The 19,018-nt window shown below is 35.6% G+C and carries 17 protein-coding genes and 2 rRNA genes (1 of these 19 running past the window's edge); 10 read left to right on the forward strand and 9 right to left on the reverse strand.

The window, feature by feature from the left end; translation table 11 throughout:
- The 3 genes from KORDIASMS9_RS15255 to KORDIASMS9_RS15265 form a co-directional block, all read left to right on the forward strand.
- A 23S ribosomal RNA gene (locus KORDIASMS9_RS15255) occupies nucleotides 1-1,259 on the forward strand; it begins 1,563 nt to the left of the window's first position.
- A gap of 161 nt (nucleotides 1,260-1,420) precedes the next feature.
- A 5S ribosomal RNA gene (gene rrf, locus KORDIASMS9_RS15260) occupies nucleotides 1,421-1,530 on the forward strand.
- A 391-nt stretch (nucleotides 1,531-1,921) separates the two neighbouring features.
- Nucleotides 1,922-2,725: a prohibitin family protein gene (locus KORDIASMS9_RS15265; protein WP_114903671.1), complete on the forward strand. Its 804-nt coding sequence runs from the start codon at nucleotides 1,922-1,924 to the stop codon at nucleotides 2,723-2,725.
- Nucleotides 2,726-2,845: 120 nt separating this feature from the next.
- Here KORDIASMS9_RS15265 and KORDIASMS9_RS15270 read toward each other — a convergent pair whose 3' ends face one another.
- The 8 genes from KORDIASMS9_RS15270 to KORDIASMS9_RS15305 all read right to left on the reverse strand — a co-directional run bounded on the left by KORDIASMS9_RS15270 (nucleotide 2,846) and on the right by KORDIASMS9_RS15305 (nucleotide 12,453).
- Nucleotides 2,846-3,070, reverse strand: a complete 225-nt coding sequence (locus KORDIASMS9_RS15270; RefSeq protein ID WP_114903672.1) for a DUF6095 family protein — start codon at nucleotides 3,068-3,070, stop codon at nucleotides 2,846-2,848.
- Complete coding sequence (gene murQ / locus KORDIASMS9_RS15275; protein ID WP_114903673.1) at nucleotides 3,051-3,872, reverse strand: N-acetylmuramic acid 6-phosphate etherase; 822 nt, start codon at nucleotides 3,870-3,872, stop codon at nucleotides 3,051-3,053. Before murQ ends, KORDIASMS9_RS15270 begins: the two co-directional genes overlap by 20 nt.
- A 303-nt stretch (nucleotides 3,873-4,175) precedes the next feature.
- Nucleotides 4,176-6,401 carry an NADP-dependent isocitrate dehydrogenase gene (locus tag KORDIASMS9_RS15280; RefSeq protein WP_114903674.1) on the reverse strand — a complete coding sequence of 742 codons (2,226 nt, stop codon included), beginning with the start codon at nucleotides 6,399-6,401 and terminating at the stop codon, nucleotides 4,176-4,178.
- A 183-nt stretch (nucleotides 6,402-6,584) separates the two neighbouring features.
- Nucleotides 6,585-8,309: an AraC family transcriptional regulator gene (locus KORDIASMS9_RS15285; protein ID WP_162819989.1), complete on the reverse strand. Its 1,725-nt coding sequence runs from the start codon at nucleotides 8,307-8,309 to the stop codon at nucleotides 6,585-6,587.
- A 756-nt stretch (nucleotides 8,310-9,065) separates the two neighbouring features.
- Nucleotides 9,066-9,419 (reverse strand): 50S ribosomal protein L19, encoded by a 354-nt coding sequence (rplS, locus tag KORDIASMS9_RS15290; RefSeq protein ID WP_114903676.1) that lies wholly within the window; start codon nucleotides 9,417-9,419, stop codon nucleotides 9,066-9,068.
- A gap of 169 nt (nucleotides 9,420-9,588) precedes the next feature.
- On the reverse strand, nucleotides 9,589-10,266 hold the full coding sequence (gene trmD / locus KORDIASMS9_RS15295; RefSeq protein ID WP_114903677.1) for a tRNA (guanosine(37)-N1)-methyltransferase TrmD: 678 nt from the start codon (nucleotides 10,264-10,266) through the stop codon (nucleotides 9,589-9,591).
- Nucleotides 10,266-10,877 carry a tRNA (guanine-N1)-methyltransferase gene (locus tag KORDIASMS9_RS15300; RefSeq protein WP_114903678.1) on the reverse strand — a complete coding sequence of 204 codons (612 nt, stop codon included), beginning with the start codon at nucleotides 10,875-10,877 and terminating at the stop codon, nucleotides 10,266-10,268. Before KORDIASMS9_RS15300 ends, trmD begins: the two co-directional genes overlap by 1 nt.
- A gap of 127 nt (nucleotides 10,878-11,004) precedes the next feature.
- A complete protein-coding gene (locus KORDIASMS9_RS15305; protein ID WP_114903679.1) occupies nucleotides 11,005-12,453 on the reverse strand; it encodes a glyceraldehyde-3-phosphate dehydrogenase in 1,449 nt (482 codons plus the stop codon).
- Between the two features lie 212 nt (nucleotides 12,454-12,665).
- Here KORDIASMS9_RS15305 and trxA point away from each other — a divergent pair, with 212 nt between their 5' ends.
- The 3 genes from trxA to KORDIASMS9_RS15325 all read left to right on the forward strand — a co-directional run bounded on the left by trxA (nucleotide 12,666) and on the right by KORDIASMS9_RS15325 (nucleotide 14,545).
- Nucleotides 12,666-12,965: a thioredoxin gene (trxA, locus tag KORDIASMS9_RS15315; RefSeq protein WP_114903681.1), complete on the forward strand. Its 300-nt coding sequence runs from the start codon at nucleotides 12,666-12,668 to the stop codon at nucleotides 12,963-12,965.
- Nucleotides 12,966-13,367: 402 nt separating this feature from the next.
- Complete coding sequence (locus KORDIASMS9_RS15320; RefSeq protein WP_114903682.1) at nucleotides 13,368-14,246, forward strand: DnaJ C-terminal domain-containing protein; 879 nt, start codon at nucleotides 13,368-13,370, stop codon at nucleotides 14,244-14,246.
- 2 nt (nucleotides 14,247-14,248) lie between these two features.
- Nucleotides 14,249-14,545 carry a chaperone modulator CbpM gene (locus KORDIASMS9_RS15325; protein WP_114903683.1) on the forward strand — a complete coding sequence of 99 codons (297 nt, stop codon included), beginning with the start codon at nucleotides 14,249-14,251 and terminating at the stop codon, nucleotides 14,543-14,545.
- Between the two features lie 81 nt (nucleotides 14,546-14,626).
- Here KORDIASMS9_RS15325 and KORDIASMS9_RS15330 read toward each other — a convergent pair whose 3' ends face one another.
- A complete protein-coding gene (locus tag KORDIASMS9_RS15330; protein WP_114903684.1) occupies nucleotides 14,627-16,054 on the reverse strand; it encodes a trypsin-like peptidase domain-containing protein in 1,428 nt (475 codons plus the stop codon).
- Between the two features lie 169 nt (nucleotides 16,055-16,223).
- Here KORDIASMS9_RS15330 and dapF point away from each other — a divergent pair, with 169 nt between their 5' ends.
- The 4 genes from dapF to KORDIASMS9_RS15350 are packed head-to-tail and all read left to right on the forward strand — an operon-like array spanning nucleotide 16,224 to nucleotide 19,011.
- Nucleotides 16,224-17,003 (forward strand): diaminopimelate epimerase, encoded by a 780-nt coding sequence (dapF, locus tag KORDIASMS9_RS15335; protein ID WP_114903685.1) that lies wholly within the window; start codon nucleotides 16,224-16,226, stop codon nucleotides 17,001-17,003.
- A complete protein-coding gene (locus KORDIASMS9_RS15340) occupies nucleotides 16,997-17,518 on the forward strand; it encodes a GNAT family N-acetyltransferase (protein ID WP_114903686.1) in 522 nt (173 codons plus the stop codon). Before dapF ends, KORDIASMS9_RS15340 begins: the two co-directional genes overlap by 7 nt.
- Entirely contained in the window at nucleotides 17,518-18,102 is a 585-nt protein-coding gene (locus KORDIASMS9_RS15345) for an endolytic transglycosylase MltG (RefSeq protein ID WP_114903687.1), read from the forward strand. The genes KORDIASMS9_RS15340 and KORDIASMS9_RS15345 overlap by 1 nt, the downstream gene beginning before the upstream one ends.
- Nucleotides 18,103-19,011: a DUF2279 domain-containing protein gene (locus tag KORDIASMS9_RS15350; protein ID WP_114903688.1), complete on the forward strand. Its 909-nt coding sequence runs from the start codon at nucleotides 18,103-18,105 to the stop codon at nucleotides 19,009-19,011.
- The last annotated feature ends 7 nt before the right edge of the window (nucleotides 19,012-19,018 follow it).

Here is a 19,018-nt window from a genome sequence, read left to right on the forward strand (position 1 = left end):
AGTGAAGCAGCCCGTACCGTAAACCGACACAGGTAGTTGGGATGAGAATTCTAAGGTGCTCGAGAGATTCATGGCTAAGGAACTAGGCAAAATCGACCTGTAACTTCGGGAGAAAGGTCGCCCATCTTCGGATGGGCCGCAGTGAAAAGGTCCAGGCGACTGTTTATCAAAAACATAGGGCTTTGCTAAATCGAAAGATGATGTATAAGGCCTGACACCTGCCCGGTGCTGGAAGGTTAAGAGGAGGGTTTAGCTTCGGCGAAGATCTGAATTGAAGCCCTGGTGAACGGCGGCCGTAACTATAACGGTCCTAAGGTAGCGAAATTCCTTGTCGGGTAAGTTCCGACCCGCACGAAAGGCGTAATGATTTGGATACTGTCTCAGCCATGAGCTCGGTGAAATTGTAGTATCGGTGAAGATGCCGATTACCCGCAGCGGGACGAAAAGACCCCGTGAACCTTTACTATAGCTTCGTATTGACTTTGGATAAGTAATGTGTAGGATAGGTGGGAGACTTCGATCATGTGTCGCCAGGCATGTGTGAGTCGTTGTTGAAATACCACCCTTTGCTTATCTGAAGCCTAACCTCGCGAGAGGAACAGTGCGTGGTGGGTAGTTTGACTGGGGTGGTCGCCTCCAAAAGAGTAACGGAGGCTTCTAAAGGTACCCTCAGCACGCTTGGTAACCGTGCGTAGAGTGCAATGGCATAAGGGTGCTTGACTGAGAGAGATACAGCTCGATCAGGTTGGAAACAAGAGCATAGTGATCCGGTGGTTCCGCATGGAAGGGCCATCGCTCAACGGATAAAAGTTACTCTAGGGATAACAGGCTGATCTCCCCCAAGAGTTCACATCGACGGGGAGGTTTGGCACCTCGATGTCGGCTCATCGCATCCTGGGGCGGTAGTACGTCCCAAGGGTTGGGCTGTTCGCCCATGAAAGCGGTACGCGAGCTGGGTTCAGAACGTCGTGAGACAGTTCGGTCCATATCCGGTGTAGGCGTTAGAAATTTGCGTGGATCTGACTCTAGTACGAGAGGACCGAGTTGGACTAACCTCTGGTGTATCTGTTGTTCCGCCAGGAGCATTGCAGAGTAGCTACGTTGGGAAGGGATAAGCGCTGAAAGCATATAAGCGCGAAACCCACCACAAGATGAGATTTCTTTAAAGGGTCGTGGGAGATGACCACGTTGATAGGCTACAGGTGTAAAGGCAGTAATGTCATAGCCGAGTAGTACTAATTACCCGTAGGCTTATGTACTGGCTTCTTATTATTTTTCGTATAAAAACTCAAAAAAACTCAAATTTATCTCAATATGTTACCTTATTAAATAGTAGTGAGAGGTTAGTAGTGAGAAATTAGATAAAAAAGTCTAATTTACCTCAATACTAACAACTCAAATCTCAATACTATTAAAAGTTTAAGGTGGTTATAGCAATGGGGCTCACCTCTTACCATTCCGAACAGAGAAGTTAAGCCCATTAGCGCAGATGGTACTGCAGAAATGTGGGAGAGTATGTCGCCGCCTTTTTTTAAAAACCCTTATCCTAGAAATAGAATAAGGGTTTTTTTTATATCCAAAATCTTCACCGAAAATTGTAAAAGAAGGTGTTTCCTTTGAGGTTAGTCTTGCTAACTATTAGTGTGAGCTTCTTAAAGCTGGTCTTATTTTTATACTGAATTAGTATAGTTATACCAATTTTACTATCATCTGCAACTAATCATTAATCTTAATTCTATACATCGCATTTTATAGTAGAATTGGTATAATTTCTCAAAAGGAACCCAAACATAGATATGATGTAATAGTTCACTTTTTTTGTTAAAAACATATTAAAAAGCGATTATATTAGTTAATTAAAATTTAAACATATATTTAGAAATAACACGAAGAGTTAATTTTGTAATAAAAAATTAAGGTTATGAAAGTATTTTATTATGTATTGGTTTTTCTATTTCTTTTTAGTTCATGTGTTGTAGTGCGTCAAGACGAAGTCGCTGTGAAACGTCGGCAGGGAAAATTGATTGGAGAACCCATAAGTCAAACAGCTAGGATTTATAATCCTTTAGTGACGACTTATATAAAAGTGCCAACTCGTATTGTTAATTTTAAGATTAATTTAGACATCCCATCAAAAGAAGGGTTAACGATTGGTTCTGAAATGTCAATTTTATATCGTGTAAAATCGAGTGAGGTAAAGGATTTACTTGAAAATGTAGGAATGAATTATGAACAGGAATTAATAGCTCCTGTATTTCGTTCTGCATTAGCAGATGTAAGTGCAAGGTTTATGGCAAAAGATATGCATACAGGAAACCGAGCTTCTATTGAAGAAGAAGTTAAGAATATGATTAATGGGACTTTAGATAAAAAAGGAATTGTGATTGAGCAAGTGTTGATGAAGCGTATTGTACTTCCAGAGTCTTTATCTGCAGCAATTGAACAAAAACTTACGGCAGAGCAACGTGCACAACAAATGAAATTTGTTTTAGAAAGAGAACGTTTAGAAAATGAACGTAAACTTATTGAAGCAAAAGGTATAGCACAAGCTAATATTGTGGAAGCAGAAGGAAAAGCTAAGGCAAATCAAGAGTTAAATAAAGGTTTAAACGAATTAATTTTGCGCTTACGAGCGATTGAAGCTTTTGAAAAGCTCAGTAAATCACCAAATGCTAAAGTGATTATTACGAATGGAAAAACACCTTTTATTGTTGACGATAAATAATTTTTCGTTTTTGTATGAAAATATAAAGAAGAAACTGTCTCATAGCTTGAGGCGGTTTTTTTTATCTGGAAGTGAAGTATGATTTGTTAGATTGTAATATTGGATTGAAACTTTGTAAGATCAGTTGAACATGGAATCCATTATTTTTTTTAAGCCTTTAAACGCTAAAAATATGGCAGTCGCCGCAATTAGTAATCCCACTATGAGTACAGGAATGTAGAGTGGATGTTCTTGATTTTTGAATGCAGAATGTATTATTGTTGGACCAGCAAACATGCAGAATAACGAGCCAAACATCAACTTGATTCCTTTTGATAATACTGCTTTATTTGTTCTTTTTGTCATAGCTTGAGATTGCTTTTCGTACGTTTTTGTATTTGTTTAAAAGGTCCTTGGCAACTTCTACTGAAACTTGTAATTCTGCCATAATCATTTTTACTCCGCGTTCTACAAGTTTGTGATTGCTTAATTGCATGTCTACCATTTTGTTCCCTTTTACTTTTCCTAGTTGAATCATTACGGCGGTAGAAATCATGTTTAGCACTAGTTTCTGCGCAGTTCCCGCTTTCATTCGCGAACTTCCTGTTACGAATTCAGCGCCAACGATGACTTCTATAGGATGTTGGGAAACTTTTGATAATGGACTGTTGTGATTACAGGTAATACAACCTGTAAGTATGTTATGTGTGTTACATTGTTTTAAGGCACTAATGACATACGGAGTTGTGCCAGAAGCAGCAATTCCAATAACAGTATCGTTTTCGGAGATTTTGTGTTCTTGAAGATCTTTCCAGCCTTGTTGGGTATCGTCTTCGGCGAATTCGACAGCTTTGCGAATGGCAGTATCGCCACCAGCGATGAGTCCGACTACGAGTTCATGTGGAACTCCGAAAGTTGGTGGACATTCAGAAGCATCTACAATTCCGAGTCGTCCGCTTGTGCCAGCACCAATGTAGAACAAACGACCGCCATTTTTCATTCTTGAAACAATTTCAGTAACTAAATTTTCTATTTGTGAAATTACTTTTGAAACTGCAAGCGGAACTGTTTGATCTTCCTTGTTTATGTTCGTTAGTAGTTCCGAGACGCTCATTTTTTCTAAATGATTGTACTTTGAATCTTGCTCTGTTGTTTTGATGAATTCCATCCTACAAAAATACAGTATTTCGCTTAGAAACGGAATGGTTTTTTCGCGTTAGTGATAGAAGCTTTGTTGGAGCTCTTTTTGTGATGGGATTCCTGCCTGCGCAGGAATGACAGCGCAAAAAAGCGACTGCTGATAGCACGACCGTTTACGGGAACGCCCTTGAGATTTTAAATTATAAATGTTGATTTTTGAATGTAAAAATATTTGCTATGGTTTCGCTTGATACAAATTAAAAAAAGCTCCTTACGGATAATACCAATTTTACTATAGGAAGCTTTTGTATTATGTATTTGCTTATTAATTTTAGATAGATGCCAAAATTGTATTAAATGTTTCACTTGGTCGCATAGCTTTCGCTGTTACGTCGTCATTTGGCATGTAATACCCACCAATATCCATAGGCGAACCTTGTGCATTGTTGAGTTCTTTGACGATTTTTTCTTCATTTTCCGCTAATTTTGCAGCAATAGGAGCAAAGTGTGCCTTTAGTTCGGCGTCCTTGTTTTGAGTGGCCAACGCTTGCGCCCAGTATAGTGCTAAGTAGAAGTGACTTCCTCTATTGTCTAGCTCGTTTACTTTGCGTGAAGGCGATTTTTTGTTTTCTAGGAATTTATCTGTGGCATCGTCCAACGTTTCCGAAAGGATGATTGCTTTTTCATTGTCATAATTGGATCCTAAATGCTCTAAGGAAACCGCTAGGGCTAAGAATTCTCCTAAGGAATCCCAACGTAAGTGTCCTTCTTCGTTGAATTGTTGCACGTGTTTTGGAGCGGATCCACCAGCGCCAGTTTCAAACAATCCGCCACCATTCATTAATGGAACAATTGATAACATTTTTGCACTCGTTCCTAATTCTAAGATTGGAAATAAGTCTGTTAGGTAATCACGCAATACGTTTCCGGTTACCGAAATCGCATTTTCCCCTTTTTTGATACGCTCTAGTGTGAATTGTGTTGCTTCTGCTAGTGGAAGAATATGAATTTCTAATCCTTCTGTATTGTGATCTTTTAGGTATAGATTTACTTTTTTGATGAGTTCTGCGTCGTGAGCTCTTTCTGCATCCAACCAGAATACTGTTGGCCAACCTGTAGCGGTTGCTCTGCTAACAGCTAGTTTTACCCAGTCGCGAATTGGTGCATCTTTTACTTGACACATTCTCCAGATATCTCCAGTTTCTACTGAATGTTCTGTAAGCGTATTTCCTTCGGCATCTACGACACGAACTGTTCCATCTGCAGTAATTTCAAAGGTTTTGTCATGCGAACCGTATTCTTCGGCTTTTTGTGCCATGAGTCCTACATTTGGTACTGTTCCCATCGTGGCAGGATCAAACGCACCGTGTTTTTTGCAAAAGTCGATCGTAACTTGGTACAATGCTGCATAACTACTGTCTGGAATGACAGCTTTCGTATCTTGCGTTTTTCCGTCTGCATCCCACATTTGTCCTGAAGTACGAATCATGGCTGGCATGGAAGCATCAATAATGACATCACTTGGTACGTGTAAGTTGGTAATGCCTTTATCAGAATTTACCATAGCGATATCTGGACCGTTTTCCATTGCGACAGCAATATCACCCACGATTTCTTCTTTCTTTTCAGCGGATAATTCTTCAAGATTGTTTAGTAAGTTTCCAAAACCATTGTTGACATCTACACCAATTTCCTCAAACGTAGTTTGGTATTTTTCAAATAAGTCTGCAAAATATACACGCACTGCATGTCCAAAAATGATTGGATCGCTTACTTTCATCATGGTTGCTTTCATGTGAAGCGAGAATAGGATTCCTTTGTCTTTCGTGTCTGCAATTTCTCTTTCTAAGAATGAGAGCAATGCTTTTTTGCTCATGAGAGTTGCATCAATAATTTCGCCGTCTAATAATGCAATTCCTTCTTTTAAAATGGTTTTATTTCCGTGAGTATCTGTGTGTTCAATGTTTGCTAAAGTAGCTTTTTCAGTCGTGACTGATTTTTCGTTTGCGCGAAAATCTCCTGCTTCCATCGTTGCTACATGCGTTTTAGAATCTGCAGACCAAGCGCCCATTCTGTGTGGATTTTTCTTTGCGTAATTTTTCACCGCTTTTGGCGCTCTACGATCAGAATTTCCTTCACGTAATACAGGATTTACGGCAGAACCTTTTACTTTGTTATAGTTGGCTAAGATTGCTTTTTCTTCTTCTGTTTCAGCTTCTTCTGGATAATCAGGAATGGCGAAACCTTTGGATTGTAATTCGGTAATAGTGGCTTTTAATTGTGGAACAGAAGCGCTAATGTTTGGTAATTTGATGATGTTTGCTTCTGGTTTTTTTGCTAATTCTCCTAATTCAGCCAATGCATCTGAAACGCGTTGTGCTGGAGTTAAATATTCTGAGAAGTTTGCTAAAACTCTTCCTGCTAAAGAAATATCTTTTGTTTCAATGTCGATACCTGAGGATGCTGTGAATGCTTTTATTATGGGCAATAATGAATGTGTTGCTAATGCTGGTGCTTCGTCAGTTTTCGTGTAGATAATCTTTGTTGATTTTGCCATGTGTGTTTGTAGATATTATTTAGGTATTATAGATGTAATTTTTACGAAAGGCAAATATACAAAATGATGTGAGATTTAGGTAATGATAAACAATCTAGTATGGAAAGTTGTTGCGTTTTTTCGCATAATAAAAGCCGTATCATTGCAATTTGTGATCTTTATATGGTTTTTTCGAAACCTAGATCACTTATTTTCTGGCTTATTGAGTTGTTTTATATAGTAAGAAGGAAGCAAACCGGTTCTTTTTTTAAAATGTTTGTTAAACGTGTCTGAACCTCTATAGCCGATTTCATTACTGATAGATTCAATTGAAAACATTCTAAACTTTGTGTCTTTTTTGAGGCGAATTAAAGCATAGTTAATTCTAAAATCATTTATATAGGTTTTAAAATTTTTATCGTGTTTTATTCTTATTACATAGGAAATATATTTGGGATTTGTTTTTAGTTTTTTAGCAATGGAAGTAATAGTACATTCCGAATTTAAAAAATATTCTTGTGCTTCTAACTTTTGCAGCCCTTTTGAAATTTTTTCAATAGTGTTTGCTTTTAACGAAACATCCGCACTTTTTTCTATATTTTTTTCTTGAGTATTGATAATAGTAGGAGTGTTAACTTCCGCTATTTTTTGTAGCAATACCTCAAATCGGCGTTTGTTTTGTTTTCGTTTATAAAAAATATATACTAGAAAAGCTACTAGAAGCAAACAACTCAACAGGATACTGTAATTTATTTTGCTTTGTTGACTTTCTTCTTTTTTTAGCAATAATTGAATCTCTTTTTGATACTGTAAAGATTCTTTAATTTTATAGGATTGTATAACCTTATCACGCAATCGTTGAAGCTCCAAAATTGAATGAATATGTTTTTCAAAATAGTGCGTTGCTCGCTCATAATTGGCTAACTTTTTATACGCTTTCCCTAAATATTGATAGCTATCTTTTGTAAACATTCCTTCGTTGTCAGTAACACAGGAGTTAATTTCCAAATGTGCTTCTATGATTTCTACACATTTAGCATATTTCTTTTCTTCAAACGCAATTCTTCCTAATAAGTATGATTTTCGGAATTCGAAACCAATATTATCATTCACCGTAGTATATATGAGTGATTTATTGAAACTTTCTTTTGCAGCCTCGTAATCACCTTTTAGAAAATTAATTTCAGATGCATTCAAATAAAATTCTTTCTCAAAATGAGCATTTTCTTCTGTGTTGTTGAAAATTTGTTTTTTTAGTAGCTCATTGTAATAACTTGCAGAATCTACATCTTTGAGATTTATGTACCCTTTAATAATAGCATTATAAGATTTTTTTAAATTTAGATTTGCTTTTAATTTTTCTAATTCTTCAGAAGAAAGATTGTCGTTATCGGTATACTGTATCAATTCTTTATTCAGCATAATAGAATTTACCGATTCTCCAGTTGAAGACAATGTGCCTGCAATTCTATTTTTTATAGTGTACTCATAGAATGATCTTTTGTGTCGTATAGAAATATCTAAAGCGAGGTATAAATAATCTAGTCTATTTTTAAAATCCAACAGATCACCTGTAATAGATTTGTACATGTATGTAGAAATTAAATCATCATAAAGCGTATTCTGTTTGCACAAAACAATCATGCTATCCGAAATTTTATGACTCAATGCATATCTTTTATGAATTCTGTAGATATTACTTTTTATACGCAATCCTCTCAATTCTTTTTTAATATCGCTTTCTTGTCGTGCTTTTTCAATATACATGTCTGAAATAGAAGCTGCCTTTACAGTATCAATCATTCGATACTTTTTTACACTATCGGACAAAGCGGAATAGGTAAGATTGCGAAAAGATTCTTTGTTTGTTTGCGCATTGATTTGAAAGCTAACAAAGAAAAGAATGGTAGTTAAGAAAAAATATTTCATGGGGAATTTTATGGAAAGTATGATTTGATAGTTTTTTATAGGATTAAAAATAACACAAATCCACTTTGAGAACAAGAATATTTTAACTAGTAATTGAAAAGAATGTATAAAAGACTGAATGAGTCGTATGTAAAAAAACAAAAGCCATATCATTGTAATTGCTTACCTTGACATGGCTTTTTAGAAATGTGTGTTATCAAACGCGTCACTAATTTCTCAGCTAATTCATTAAATAATACGCCATTTCAATTCGAACTAAGCTTCATTGTTATTGGCATTTTACCCATATTGAAACTTACCTCTATTGTTTTTTAATATACCTACTTGTATATATCGACTTTCGTGATATATCCTTTTATACGATTTCGTATTCTTTGCAGAATCTTTCCTCATATAACACTTTATTCGCATCTTAGCAATACCAATAAATTTCGGCGTCATTCCTTGAGTCTATTGTAGCAAGCTACGCTAGAAATGGAATTCCATTTTCTTTGATGATCTTCTGTACCCAAAAAATCACTGCCAGAAAACTTATTAAAATAACAACTGTTTAGAACGTTCTTGTAGAATGTACAAAAAACGATTTGCACCTTTTTTTGTTTATTCTGATATAAATGTAGTATAAGTTTTTTAAAAAGCAAGAAATATAACAAATTAGAAATCAACAAGATATGAACCTAAGTTATGAACAATTGTTTATAACGAAAAAAGTCCCGCAAATTTGCAGGACTTTTTATGTGTGTATTTTGAAAAATTTTATTTAAATCTTCTCTCTTTAATTCTAGCTTTCTTACCAGTAAGACCTCTAAAGTAGAAGATACGTGCTCTACGAACTTTACCTCTTTTGTTTACTTCAATACGTTGAAGTGCTGGCAAATTAACTGGGAAAATACGTTCTACACCTACTGTTCCAGACATTTTTCTGATAGTAAAAGTTTCCGTTGAACCTGAACCTCTACGTTGAATTACAACGCCTCTAAAAAACTGAGTACGTGTTTTTTCACCTTCACGGATTTCATAATAAACTGTAATAGTGTCTCCTGCTGCAAATTCAGGAAAATCTTTTGTTGTAACAAATTCGTCTTGTACAAATTTAATTAAAGCTTCCATTTTAAACTTTTTATAAATATTAATTTAAACCAACATTCACGTCTATCGCCAGAGGTTGATCCAAAATTGAGTGCAAAAATAAGTATTTTTTTTGAATGTTTATGGTTTAAACTATAAATTTTGAAAGAGAATGATATTTTTAAAAGCTAAAAGCTAACCCAACACCTAATTAATCCTCCAACAAATCCGGTCGTAATTTCTTGGTACGTTCGTACGCTTGTTCTTCGCGCCAAGCTTCTATTTTTGGAAAGTTTCCAGATAATAAAATTTCAGGCACTTCCCAATCATTGTATGTTGCTGGTCGCGTGTATACAGGTGGCGCTAGTAAATTGTCTTGAAACGAATCGGTTAGGGCAGAGGTTTCATTTCCTAATACACCAGGAATCAATCGAATGATAGCATCACACAAAACAGCCGCGCCCAATTCTCCTCCCGATAGGACATAATCACCAATAGAAATTTCTCTAGTAATAAAATGATCGCGCACACGCTGATCCACACCTTTATAATGTCCGCACAAAATAATGATGTTTCCTTTGAGCGAAAGTTCGTTGGCAATTCCTTGATTTAGGATGTTGCCATCAGGCGTCATATAAATAACTTCGTCATAGTCACGTTGCGATTTTAAATCGGTCAAACAACGATCAATTGGACCAACCATCATCACCATACCTGCGCCGCCACCAAACTGATAATCGTCAATAGACTTGTAGTTATCGGTTGCATAATCGCGCAAATTGTGCAGATGTATTTCCACAATACCTTTGTCAATCGCTCTTTTTAAGATGGAAGCTTCAAACGGACTTCTTAATAAGTCAGGAACTACGGAAATGATATCAATACGCATTATTTGGCAGTATTATTTTTGTTCTTGTTGATTTCGTCTTGCAATTTTCTACGCACTTGTTGTTCACGTTCCAACGCACGTTTTCTATGTTCTTCGAATTCGTGTTCTGTTTCTGCTAATTTTGCCTTAGCTTCTTTGGTGATTGTGTTGCTCGCTTTGAATCGGTACGTAAAAAATAACCATAAAATTGCCAATACGCCAATAATTCCCCACATAAGGGTTTGATAATTGCCTTTGCTCAATTGCAAACCAAGCAATGAAATGCTGTCTTTTTCCGTATAAAGGTCTTCAATTTTTTGATTTACCGTCGCCAAATCTGTTTTTAATTTTTCAATCTCTATTTGTTGTGTCGCTACTTTTTCCACTTCCGTAGATAAGTCTTTCTGAATGGCGTTGATGGAATCTGCAACATTCTTTTGTAACTTCTCAATCCAATCGCGCTTTACAACTTTGTAGTTTTTATATTTATTAGAATTTTTAAGAATGAACTCAAATTGTTCGTCTATTGGTCCTTCTTTTAGTGGTAAATTAGCGTTTTTAGCTACATTTTGCGCATTTGCAAATAGCGAGAAACATAGTATGAATGCTGGGAATAGGTGTTTCACTTTCATCTTCTTTTCATGTTTAAAATAAGCGTTGACAAATAAACGAAGATATTTTTATTTATTGTGTGAATTTTTAAATAAAAAAAGAGCCTCGTTTTTGAGACTCTTTCTGTATCCTATACGTATCAATTTCTTAGTAATACGTAAAGCGTCTTACTTTTGAAATGTATTTTGCCAATCGAATCACTTGATGCGAATATCCGTATTCATTATCATACCAAACATACAAAATGATGTTTTTTCCGTCTTCACGAACAATCGTTGCTTTGCTATCAAATATGGATGGCGCTGAAGAACCTACAATATCTGAAGACACCAATTCGTCGTTCAACTCGTATTTAATTTGTTCTACCAAATCGCCTTCCAATGCATATTTTTTCATAATTGTGTTGACACCATCTTTTGAAGTAGCATTTTCAACTTCTAAGTTCAAAATTGCCAACGAACCGTTTGGTACGGGAACACGAATTGCGTTTGACGTTAATTTTCCTTCCAACGATGGCAATGCTTTTGAAACGGCTTTTCCAGCACCAGTTTCAGTAATGACCATGTTTAAAGCGGCTGCTCTACCACGACGGTATTTTTTGTGCATATTGTCTACCAAGTTTTGATCGTTGGTATAGGCGTGAATCGTTTCTAAGTGTCCGTGACGCAATCCAAAAGAATCTTCAATGACTTTTAAAACGGGCGTAATGGCATTGGTTGTACAGGAAGCGGCAGACCAAATATCCACTTCATCTGGATTATGTTCCGCGTGATTTACACCGTGTACAATATTAGGAACACCTTTTCCTGGAGCTGTTAACAATACTTTATCGGCACCATTTGGTACTAAATGTCTTGATAAGGCTTCTTTATCTCTAAACGCGCCAGTATTGTCAATAATAAGCGCACTGTTGATTCCGTAATCGGTATAATCAATATCTTCTGGAGCATTTGCCGAAATTACATGAACTGTAGTTCCATTAATGATTAAGGCAGAATTTTTAACGTCAACTCCAACCGTTCCTGGGAAATCTCCATGTACAGAATCGTTGCGTAATAACGAAGCTCTTTTTTCTAAAACCGTTTTGTCTACATTTCCGCGAGTTACAATCGCGCGCAAGCGTAATTGATTTCCACGTCCAGTACGCGTCATAAGTTCTCTAGCTAATAAACGACCGATACGTCCAAAACCATATAAAACTACATCTTTCGGTGTAATTCCATTCGATTTTTTAGCGTCGCTTAACTTGTCAACCACAAACGAAGTTGCGTTTGCATACTGATTGTCTTCTAAATGATATTCGTAGGTTAATTTCCCGATATCAATTTTAGATGGCGGCAAATCAATCTTAGCAATGGCTTGTGCAATTTCTACCGTATCAAAAATTGAGATCGGTTTTTGTACAAATTGACCTGCATATTCATGAAGATTCAAAATTTCACTAACATTTCGGTCAATCAGTTGATTTCTAAAAAGAACCAATTCAATAGATTTATCGTACCATAAATCGCTTACATTCTTAATAAATTCAACAGTAGCACGACGTCTATCTGCTTGAAAAGTGAGTTCCTTTTCGTAAATTTCATTAAAACTCATAGTCTTACGTTTGTGTAGTTGTGTTTACAATTTTGCGCAAAAGTATACAATTTCAAACGTTTTCGTAAATAAATAAAAGAGTTTTTTTGATTCACTCAAAACGTTTTTAAAGATGATACTATTTGTTTCTTGAAAGTAATGCTGATTAATATCATTAATTGTTACTGCTGAATGATTTATATTTGAAATCTTAACAATAGACATTAAATAAAATGAAGCGTAATTTTAATGATATCATAGATTCTGAAGTACCCGTTTTAGTTGATTTTTTTGCTGACTGGTGTGGTCCGTGTAAAATGTTAGCTCCCATTTTAAAACAAGTAAAAGAAGAGTTAGGAGATGCTGTTAAGGTGATAAAGATTGATGTGGATAAAAATCAGCCATTAGCAGCAAAATATCAAGTTAGAGGTGTGCCCACAATGTTGCTTTTTAAAAATGGTAAGCAATTGTGGCGACAATCTGGCGTGCTTCAAAAGAATGATATTGTTTCTGTGATTCAACAGCATTTCTAGAGGTATTTTTAGTTTTTCTTTTTGGGAAAACTAAAACCGCATGAATTTTTCTAATTTTTTTAGTTCACAATTCTCTATTTTCTTTTAAGGAGTTCATGAAATGAATCATTTGCTTGCCAAATCTGAATTCGGTGAAGCCAATCTTCGATTTCCAAGGCTTCAAAAATTTTTAACGAAAAATTCCTGCTATACTGCGGAAAAGAGAGTGTTACGATTAAAAATTTTATATCGAACTGACGTTAATTAAGTAAATGATTCTATTCTTTGTAAAACTGATATTCATCATTTCAAACTTATACTATTCGCAGTACATTTAATAAAAAGTAATGAAATTGTCATATTGCTATTTATAGTGATAAAACAATCAATTGGACAGGATTATAAAATGTACAAAAAAGTGTCATGGCATTTATAGATTATTATAAAGTATTGGGTATTTCCAAAACGGCTTCCGAGCAGGATATTAAAAAAGCCTATCGTAAACTTGCACGTAAGTATCATCCAGATGTAAACCCAAATGATAAAACGGCTGAACATAAATTTAAAGAAATTAATGAAGCCCACGAAGTATTGAGCAATGCAGAAAATCGTAAAAAGTATGATGCGTACGGAGAACATTGGCAAAATGCGGAAGCGTATGAGCAAGCAAAACAAAATCAAGAATACCAACGTAGGGCACAAGCTAGATCTGGCGGTTATTCTGAACAAGATTTTTCAGATATTTTTGGAAGCATGTTTAGTGGTGGTTCTACCAGACATAGAGAAGTTAAATTTAAAGGACATGACTACAATGCCGAATTACAACTCGATTTAAAAGAAGTATATACTTCACACAAAAGAACGCTAACGGTAAATACTAAAAATATTAGAATTACCATTCCTGCAGGAGTTGAAAATGGACAAATTATAAAAATAAAAGGGCATGGAGGACAAGGAATTAATGGAGGACCAAATGGCGATTTATTTATTCAGTTTTCCATAATAAACAATACTAAATTTAAGCGAGACAAAGAAAATTTATATACTACTGTCAATTTAGATGTGTACAAAGCAATGTTGGGAGGTGAGCTAATGGCAGACACTTTTGATGGTAAAGTAAAGCTCACTGTTAAGCCTGAAACTCAGAATTTGACAAAGGTAAAACTAAAAGGAAAAGGCTTTCCAAAATATAAAAAAGAAGGACAATTTGGTGATTTATACATCACATATCAACTACAAATTCCAACGAATTTATCTGAAAAAGAAAAAGAACTTATTAAAGAATTGCAAAATCTAAGGTAATTATGGAAAGAAAAGATTTAATATCAATTCAGCAATTTTGCATACATTATAATATTCCATCTTCTTTTATCAATGCTTTGCAGGAGTATGAATTGGTCGAAATTATAGTTTCAAACGATACACATTACATCAAAACCACTCAAATAAGCCATTTGGAAAAGATCATGCGTTTGCATTTTGAATTAAACATAAATTTAGAAGGCGTAGATGTTATTTACAATTTATTAAAACGAATAGAGTACTTACAAAATGAAGTCACAACGCTCAAAAATCAATTAAGACGTTATGAAGATTTTTAAATTGATTTTAAAAATAATCATAAAAAAAGCGAGGCACGTTATAAGTGTCTCGCTTTTTCAACATATATAAATGGCACTTTTTTATCTATTATAGATAAAACGCTCGATTTGTCCTTCCGTATTGATTAACGTCATAGTTTGTACTTGATCTTCACCATACGTTTCAATGAAGTTTTGTAAAGCTTCCGCAGATGTCACTTTCATTCCATTCACTTTCAGTAAAATATAACCAGAAGTAATTCCAGATTTTTTGTACAATTCATTAGTGCCGTCCGTTACTTCCAAACCATATTCCAAATTATATTTAGAAGCAACTTCTGGATTTAAATCTTCCAGTTGCATATCTTTAAAATTTATCGAAGTAGGAACTTCTTTTTTCTTTAATTCTACCGGGAAAATTTTATAATCTTCATTACGTAATACTGTGACATTGACAATATCTCCTGGACGTTTGGAACTTAAATAGCCTGATAAATCTGCAAAATTGGAGATTTTTATTTCGCCTAGTTTTTTGATAATATCACCTTCTTGAATTCCAGCTTCAGCTGCACCAGATTCCGCAAAAACTTTTCCAACATAAAAACCTTCCGTTTCCTCAGTTTCTAACTTTTCAGCAATCATTGAATTTAATGAACTCCCAGAAACGCCCAACAATCCTTTCTGAACATCACCATATTCTAATAAATCGGTAACAATTTTTTGCGCAATATTGCTTGGTACGGCAAACGAATATCCAATATAAGAACCTGTTTGTGAAGTGATTGCTGTGTTAATTCCAATCAATTCGCCATTCGTATTCACCAACGCACCACCAGAATTTCCTGGATTTACCGCAGCGTCTGTTTGTATAAATGATTGACTCAAGTTATCGCCTTCGTTTAAGTCTCTTCCTTTGGCACTGATAATTCCCGCAGTAACGGTAGATGTCAGATTAAAAGGGTTTCCAACCGCCAAAACCCATTCGCCAATCTTCGCATTGTCCGAATCTCCAAAAGAAATATACGGCAATTCTTCATCGGCTTCAATCTTTAACAAAGCAATATCCATTTTTGGATCTGAGCCGATTAATGTTGCTATATAATTTTTATTATTGTTCAGCGTGACTTGAATTTCGTTTGAACCTTTAATCACGTGATTGTTGGTCACAATATGTCCGTCAGGCGTAATAATAACACCAGAACCTGTGCCAATTTGTGTTTGTTGTCTTGATTTTCCGTTGTACAAATCCCAAATACTTCTTGGACCAACGGTTGTAATTTTATTTTTAACGTGTACCACCGCATTTACGGTCTTTTCGGCAGCTACAGTAAAATCAATTCCAGAAGTGGCTGCATCTGTTGTGCTACTCTTTGTTGGATTGTTAATGAAGTTCGTAGGAATGTACGATGATTTCTCAAAAACTGAAGCTTGTTCAACTTTTTCAGGGGATTCTGAAAACAATTTATAAGCTCCGATACTGATAATGCCTGCTAAAACAGAAACGAAAAGTAAACTTGCAAATTTTTTCATATTTATTTTTGTTTTTATTAACTTTTTATGATTATGACGCTATTGTTTGTCGTTTTTTAACACTTAAAATTACATATTTATTGTAGTCAGATTTTAACTTTAACGACACTTTAACAACGTAGTTAAATCAATACTTTATTTGTACTTTTGTCGATAGCAAATAGAATAAATGATACTCTCTTTTTACAAATACCAAGGAACAGGCAACGATTTTGTGCTCATTGACAATCGACAGCAAGTATTTTCCAAAAATGATACCAAACTCGTTCACTTTTTGTGCGACCGAAAATTTGGCATTGGAGCGGACGGTTTGATTCTTTTAGAAAATGACGATGTGTACGATTTTAAAATGGTGTATTACAACTCTGATGGAAATGAAAGTACGATGTGTGGAAATGGTGGCAGATGTATGGTAGCTTTCGCGAATTTTCTCGGAGTTATTAAAGACGAAACTACTTTTATTGCCATAGATGGGAAACATTACGCAACAATTGAAGGTGAGGAAGTGCATTTGCAAATGCAAGATGTTTCCACAATTGAAGATCATGAAACGCATGTATTTTTAAATACAGGTTCACCACATCATGTCACTTTTTCAGAAAATATAAGTCAACTTGACATCAAAAGAGAAGGAGCAGCGATTCGGTATGGTGCGCCATATTTTGAAGAAGGAGCCAACGTAAACTTTGTAAAAAAGCTTTCGGATACTGAATTCAGAGTGCGAACCTATGAAAGAGGCGTGGAAGACGAAACACTTTCGTGTGGAACTGGCGTTACAGCAGTCGCACTGGCAATGCATCACTTGCAAGAAACCAAGGCGAACGAAGTCACATTGCAAGTAGAAGGTGGACATTTACAAGTATCTTTTGAGCGCGACGCCAAAACCTATACAAACATCTTCCTCAAAGGAAAAGCAACTCAAGTATTTAAAGGAGAAATAACATGCTAACACTTACAGGCGAAAAACTATACTTACGCGCACTAGAACCCGAAGATTTAGATTTTATCTACGACATAGAAAATGATGAATCTATCTGGGAAATTAGTGCGACACAAACACCATATTCTAGATTTTTAATCAAACAATATCTAGAAAATGCACACCAAGATATTTACGAAGCCAAACAACTGCGCTTGGTCATGGTGAGCAATAAAAAAGAAAGCATTGGCTTGATTGATTTGTTTGAATTTGATCCAAAAAACAAACGTGTAGGTGTCGGTTTGCTTATCGCGAAAAACGAATTCAGACACAAAGGATACGGAAAAGAAGCGCTGGAAATGGTGTGTAAATACGCATTCAAACACTTACAAGTACATCAGCTTTTCGCAAACATTGGGGAAGAAAACGAAGCCAGCATTCATCTCTTTGAAAGTATAGGTTTTCAAAAAATTGGTGTAAAAAAAGACTGGAATTATGTCAATGGCGCGTATAAAAATGAACTCTTGTACCAAAAACTGAGCTAATGTACATTCGAAAAATACTCATTGGAATTTTAATGTTGGGAATTTTGGGAGGTTGTTACTTTATGTATTCCATCTCGCAAACCATCTTTAAACCTATTACAGCTTTTAATAATGAAGAAGCCTATCTTTATATTCCGACTGGCGCAGATTTTAAGGATGTAAAAGAGGAAATTTTGCCTTTGCTCAACGATATGAATGCTTTTGAAACCTTAGCCAAAAAACTTGGATATACAAAACGCGTAAAAGGAGGAAAGTATGTCATCCAAAAAGGAATGAATAGCAATGATATAGTAAAGACGTTATTAGGAAAAAGTGAATTTGTTGCGGTTACATTACCTTCTGCAAAGGAAATTACTCCGATAAAAAAAATAGCGAGAATCATATCTGCTGAAATTGAAGCCACTGAAACGGAAGTATATAATGTTATTGTTGATACAATATATCCCGTAAGCAAAGGATTTAAGCTTTCAGAATTGCAATATATTTATGACTCAAATACATATATGGTGCCTTGGAACACTTCTGCGGAAGCGTTTAGAGACACCATTTATAATAGGTTCGACAAGAAAAAAGCAAACGAGTAAATGAAAATATTCCCCAAAATCCTTTTTATGCTCTGTTTTGTAAATGTGGTTTCTGCACAACTCACGCCACCCGATTTTTTCAAAGCATCTGATACCTTACACAAACCGCGACGCAATTTTGTAGCCATTACAGAAGCTTCACTCGCCACAGCAACCTTGATTGGTTTGGACAGAATTTGGTATGCCGATTTCCCGCGATCTTCCTTTCAATTCATCAATGATAACAACGAATGGCTGCAAATGGACAAAGCCGGGCATGTATTTGCGTCATATTACATTGGCAATATTGGTGCAGATGTCTTGGACTGGGCAGGCGTTTCCAAAAAAAATCAGCTCATTTATGGTGCTACACTCGGATTTAGCTTTTTAACTGCCGTAGAAGTCATGGATGGCTTTTCAGCAGAATGGGGAGCTTCTTGGGGAGATGTGCTCGCTAACGGACTTGGAACAGGCTTATTCGTTGGGCAAGAATTATTATGGAACGAACAACGCATCAAATTAAAATACTCTTTTCATCGCACACGCTTTGCCGAAGTACGCCCAAATAAGCTTGGAAGCGGATTTTTAGAAGAAAGCTTAAAAGATTACAACGGACAAACTTATTGGTTGAGTGCGAACGTGCATTCATTCTTTAAACAATCTAAAATACCAAAATGGCTCAACGTCGCTTTTGGCTATGGTGCCGAAGGATTGGTGGCTGGAACTCCAGAAACACAACGCGAAATTTTACCACAACTAAAACGTTTTCGGCAGTTTTATCTGAGTCTTGATGTCGATTTGACAAAAATTGAGACAAAATCGAAGTTTCTAAAGAGTATTTTTAGCGTGATTAACTTTATTAAAATTCCTGCTCCAACATTGGAAATCAATAGTTTAGGAAAAATGAAGTTTCATTACAGCTACTTTTAACACGCTT

This window comes from Kordia sp. SMS9, assembly GCF_003352465.1.
In the GTDB taxonomy this organism is placed as follows: Bacteria; Bacteroidota; Bacteroidia; order Flavobacteriales; family Flavobacteriaceae; genus Kordia.

Excerpts from the sequence above, each read along its gene's own strand:
- KORDIASMS9_RS15265 (WP_114903671.1), top strand. The coding sequence starts at position 1,922 with ATGAAAGTATTTTATTATGTATTGGTTTTTCTATTTCTTTTTAGTTCA.
- KORDIASMS9_RS15270 (WP_114903672.1), bottom strand. The coding sequence starts at position 3,070 with ATGACAAAAAGAACAAATAAAGCAGTATTATCAAAAGGAATCAAGTTG.
- murQ (WP_114903673.1), bottom strand. The coding sequence starts at position 3,872 with ATGGAATTCATCAAAACAACAGAGCAAGATTCAAAGTACAATCATTTA.
- KORDIASMS9_RS15280 (WP_114903674.1), bottom strand. The coding sequence starts at position 6,401 with ATGGCAAAATCAACAAAGATTATCTACACGAAAACTGACGAAGCACCA.
- KORDIASMS9_RS15285 (WP_162819989.1), bottom strand. The coding sequence starts at position 8,309 with ATGAAATATTTTTTCTTAACTACCATTCTTTTCTTTGTTAGCTTTCAA.
- rplS (WP_114903676.1), bottom strand. The coding sequence starts at position 9,419 with ATGGAAGCTTTAATTAAATTTGTACAAGACGAATTTGTTACAACAAAA.
- trmD (WP_114903677.1), bottom strand. The coding sequence starts at position 10,266 with ATGCGTATTGATATCATTTCCGTAGTTCCTGACTTATTAAGAAGTCCG.
- KORDIASMS9_RS15300 (WP_114903678.1), bottom strand. The coding sequence starts at position 10,877 with ATGAAAGTGAAACACCTATTCCCAGCATTCATACTATGTTTCTCGCTA.
- KORDIASMS9_RS15305 (WP_114903679.1), bottom strand. The coding sequence starts at position 12,453 with ATGAGTTTTAATGAAATTTACGAAAAGGAACTCACTTTTCAAGCAGAT.
- trxA (WP_114903681.1), top strand. The coding sequence starts at position 12,666 with ATGAAGCGTAATTTTAATGATATCATAGATTCTGAAGTACCCGTTTTA.
- KORDIASMS9_RS15320 (WP_114903682.1), top strand. The coding sequence starts at position 13,368 with ATGGCATTTATAGATTATTATAAAGTATTGGGTATTTCCAAAACGGCT.
- KORDIASMS9_RS15325 (WP_114903683.1), top strand. The coding sequence starts at position 14,249 with ATGGAAAGAAAAGATTTAATATCAATTCAGCAATTTTGCATACATTAT.
- KORDIASMS9_RS15330 (WP_114903684.1), bottom strand. The coding sequence starts at position 16,054 with ATGAAAAAATTTGCAAGTTTACTTTTCGTTTCTGTTTTAGCAGGCATT.
- dapF (WP_114903685.1), top strand. The coding sequence starts at position 16,224 with ATGATACTCTCTTTTTACAAATACCAAGGAACAGGCAACGATTTTGTG.
- KORDIASMS9_RS15340 (WP_114903686.1), top strand. The coding sequence starts at position 16,997 with ATGCTAACACTTACAGGCGAAAAACTATACTTACGCGCACTAGAACCC.
- KORDIASMS9_RS15345 (WP_114903687.1), top strand. The coding sequence starts at position 17,518 with ATGTACATTCGAAAAATACTCATTGGAATTTTAATGTTGGGAATTTTG.
- KORDIASMS9_RS15350 (WP_114903688.1), top strand. The coding sequence starts at position 18,103 with ATGAAAATATTCCCCAAAATCCTTTTTATGCTCTGTTTTGTAAATGTG.